2 protein-coding genes and 1 pseudogene are annotated in these 3,799 nt (G+C 59.9%); all 3 read left to right on the top strand.

The window, feature by feature from the left end:
- Positions 1-228: 228 nt before the first annotated feature.
- Positions 229-1,689 (top strand): sensor histidine kinase, encoded by a 1,461-nt coding sequence (locus CFR80_RS17190; RefSeq protein ID WP_194303387.1) that lies wholly within the window; start codon positions 229-231, stop codon positions 1,687-1,689.
- On the top strand, positions 1,686-2,303 hold the full coding sequence (gene fixJ, locus CFR80_RS17185) for a response regulator FixJ (protein ID WP_019087322.1): 618 nt from the start codon (positions 1,686-1,688) through the stop codon (positions 2,301-2,303). Before CFR80_RS17190 ends, fixJ begins: the two co-directional genes overlap by 4 nt.
- A 172-nt stretch (positions 2,304-2,475) precedes the next feature.
- A pseudogene (gene maeA / locus CFR80_RS17180) lies at positions 2,476-3,701 on the top strand (oxaloacetate-decarboxylating malate dehydrogenase); the annotation flags it as partial.
- Between the last annotated feature and the right edge of the window lie 98 nt (positions 3,702-3,799).

The raw sequence follows: 3,799 nt of genomic DNA, 5'->3' as shown, positions 1-3,799 counted from the left end.
GAAGATACGGCTGAGACCGGTCAAACGGGATGAAGCTGCTCATCTCACCACCTTACAACCTTACCCCTTCACTGGGTAACCCAACCCGACAGGCTGCTAAGAACCATGACGGTTCATGGCGCAGTCTCACCCTACAGGTGCAATGTTTTGATGAATGAGGCTATTACGTAGTAATACTGACTCGCCTTGGCGAGGTCGTTCGCCGACCATTCGGTGAGGAGAACGTCATTGAGGGACTTTTGGGATCTGCCGCCTCAAGAGACCGGTGCGCTGGCACGCCATCGCAGTTTCGCGGCCGCCTCCTCGTACGCGCTCGGGCTCGTGATACTGGGGACGCTCATACGTTTCCTGATCAATCCGTTTCTCGGCGGCAGGACGTTGTTTCTCTTACTGCTTCCGGGAGTGCTCGTCGGCGCGGTGATCGGCGGTCTCTTTTCCGGTCTAGCCGCAGCCACACTTGCATCAGTGATCGGCTGCCTCCTTCTCGCGCATGACGGCGCGCCGCCGATCGAAAACTGGGTCGAGACGATCCTGTTCGCGACACTCTGCGTCCTGATCACGTGTGGTGGCGAATGGCTGCTACGTGCCCGTCGGCGCACGGCCGCGATGGCGCAGCGTATCCTTGAGCGGGAGGCGCATCTCAGCGCCATCCTCGACGCAGTTCCCGACGCTATCATCATTCTCGACGAGCGCGGCATCGTGCAATCATTCAGCAACGCGGCGGAGACACTTCTGAGGTCTAATGCGGCAGAGGCGATCGGGACGAATATCGCAGACATCGTCCCCGAACTCGGAACGGCTCCAGTCTCCGATCGGCACGGAATAGCGGCAGTCGCCCGTCGGAAAGACGGGACGACTGTCCCCGTTGATCTGTCTACCGGACGCCTGACATCAGGAGAGGGCTCCTTTACAATCGCGTTCCTTCGCGACCTCACGGAACGCGAGGAAGCGGACCGACGCGTGCGACAGTTGCAGGCCGAAGTCACACATATCTCACGCCTGTCAGCCATGGGCGAGATGGCAGCCACACTGGCTCACGAACTTAATCAGCCTCTGACGGCCATCACGAACTTTCTCAACGGCGGACGCCGTCTCCTGGAAGCCGAGAACGGGCAGAGCACGCGCGTGCAAGAGGCCATGGACAAGGCGGCCGCGCAAGCGCTGCGGGCCGGTCGGATCATACGGTCGTTGCGGGACTTCGTGTCTCGGGGAGAAGGTGAGCCGGGACTGGAAAGCCTGCGGGCGCTTATCGAAGAGATGGCAACGCTGGCCTTGGTCGGAATTGCGGAGCGCGGGATCGACGTATCCTTTCAGCTGGACTCTGGGGCCGATCAGGTTATCGCGGACAAGATTCAGATCCAGCAAGTCCTCCTCAACCTGATCCGCAACGCCGTGGAGGCCATGGAGGACTGTGACGAACGGCGTCTGGTCGTCGCGGTCGACGCTTTCGAAGGCATGGCACGGATCCGCGTGACGGATACTGGCCCCGGTGTGAGCCCCGAGATTGCGGGCAGGCTGTTTGAATCTTTCTCAACGACGAAGGATCATGGCATGGGAGTCGGGCTGTCGATCTGCCGCACCATCGTGGAGGCTCATGGAGGACGCATCGGAGCGCAGCGGGAACGCGGGGGAGGGATGTGCTTTCTTTTCACTCTTCCCTGCGCCAGGACAGAGGAGTTTGGCGAATGAACCCGGATGGTATCGTCCATGTGATCGACGACGACGAAGCCGTACGCGAATCCCTTGCCTTCCTGTTGCTGACATCGGGACATACCGCGAGGACCCACGCATCGGCGGATGAGTTCCTCGCTATCCTCGACGGGGTCGAGTGCGGATGCATCATAACGGATATCCGGATGCCGGGCATGGACGGCATCGCTCTTGTCGACCGTCTCCAGAAGCGCGCGACGGTTCTCCCGGTCATTGTGATCACGGGGCATGCTGACGTCCCCCTAGCGGTGCAGGCCATGAAAGCCGGCGCCCGCGACTTCATCGAAAAGCCGTTCGACGATCATACCATTCTCGACGCGGTGGCCTCCGCTCTGCGGTGCGGTGACGAGAACGGCGCCGAACGCGCGCATGCACATGTCATTCGCCAGCGGATCGCCGCTCTGACGACGCGGGAGCAACAGGTTCTCCGTGGCCTCGTCGACGGTCAATCGAACAAGGTCATCGCCCGGGAGCTTGGGATAAGCCCGCGCACGATAGAGATTTATCGGGCCAATCTCATGATAAAGATGGACGCTCGCAGCCTGTCTGAACTCGTGCGGATGACGCTGACAGCCACGGAGCGGCCGCGATAACACAGTCGACCTGAAATCAGGACGGGTCGTTTCCCTTACGAGGTTTTACGTACGTAGTTTTCCGGATGCGCTGGAGCTCGGGTGGGCCCAAGATGACATTCAGTCATCCAGCGGCGGCCGTTCCGAACGAAGCGCATGACTTCCGCACGCCGTCGAACCGCGAGGAGAACACATGAGCCAGGCCAGCACGATCCGGGGACAGGAAATCCTCAACAACCCCGCCCGCAACAAGGAAACCGCCTTTACAATGACTGAGCGTCAATCGCTCGGCCTTGAAGGTCTGCTTCCTCCGACTGTGGAAAACATCGACCGGCAACTGGAGAGGGTTCAGACGCAACTCGCCGCAAAGCCGAATGATCTCGAACGCTACATCTATCTCATGAGCCTGGCGGCCAGGAACGAGACGCTATTCTACCACACGCTGATGTCGACCCCGCGCGGTTTGTGCCGATTGTCTATGATCCGACCGTGGCTGATGCCTGTCTGGCATACGGACATATCTATCGCGGCAGCGCGGGCATGTATCTCACGCGCGACATGAAAGGTCGCTTCAAAAAAATTCTGCGCAACTGGCCGGTAAAAGACGTTCGGTTCATCTGTGTGTCCACCGGCGGCCGTATTCTCGGTCTTGGCGATATCGGCGCTAACGGCATGGGCATTCCCATTGGCAAGCTCCAGCTCTACACCGCCTGCGCGGGGGTGCCGCCCGAGGCGCTGCTGCCTGTGCTACTGGACATAGGCACCACGAACGCGGCGCTCCGGGCCGATCCGCTTTATCTTGGTCTGCGCGAGCTCCCGCCAGACGAAGCGGAGGTGGATTTGATCTCAGAGGCATTTATCGAAGCCGCTACAGACGTGTTTCCCGGTGTCTGCATTCATTTCGAGGACTGGAAAGGTACCGATGCGATGCGGCTTCTCGCCCGCTATCGCGACAAGGTCCTGTGCTACAATGACGATATTCAGGGAACCGCAGCGATCGCGGTAGCAGGCCTGACCACGGCACTGCAGATCAAGAACGAGACTTTCGCCGATCAGCGCGTCCTTTTTCTGGGCGCAGGCTCAGCCGGGATCGGTATCGCAAGTATGATTGTCTCGGCGATGGTCGAAGCGGGTCTGGGCGAGGCCGAAGCGCGTGAGCGTATCGTACTGATCGATGTCAACGGTCTGATCGAGACCAGCCGGACCGATCTCAACGAGTGGCAGAAGCCGTTCGCGCACGAGGCGAAACCGACGAAAGATCTTCTCGAGGTCGTCAGAACCTTCAAGCCGACCATTCTGATCGGCGTCAGCACCATCGGCGGCGCATTCACCGAGGAGGTGGTCCGCGAGATGGCAAAACTGAACGAGCGGCCGGTGATCTTCCCGCTCTCCAATCCGACGAACAAGGCGGAATGTACGTAAGCTCCCGGCGACTGACGCCTTGCTGAATACTTCTGGTCTTGTTCAGCTATGAAGCATGAGCGATTTAAGAGATAGGGACGCGGTACTACCTGCGA

Source organism: Komagataeibacter oboediens (assembly GCF_003207815.1).
In the GTDB taxonomy this organism is placed as follows: Bacteria; Pseudomonadota; Alphaproteobacteria; order Acetobacterales; family Acetobacteraceae; genus Komagataeibacter; species Komagataeibacter oboediens.
The sequence above is the reverse complement of the archived record's forward strand: the minus strand, read 5'-3'. Positions and strand labels throughout refer to the sequence as shown.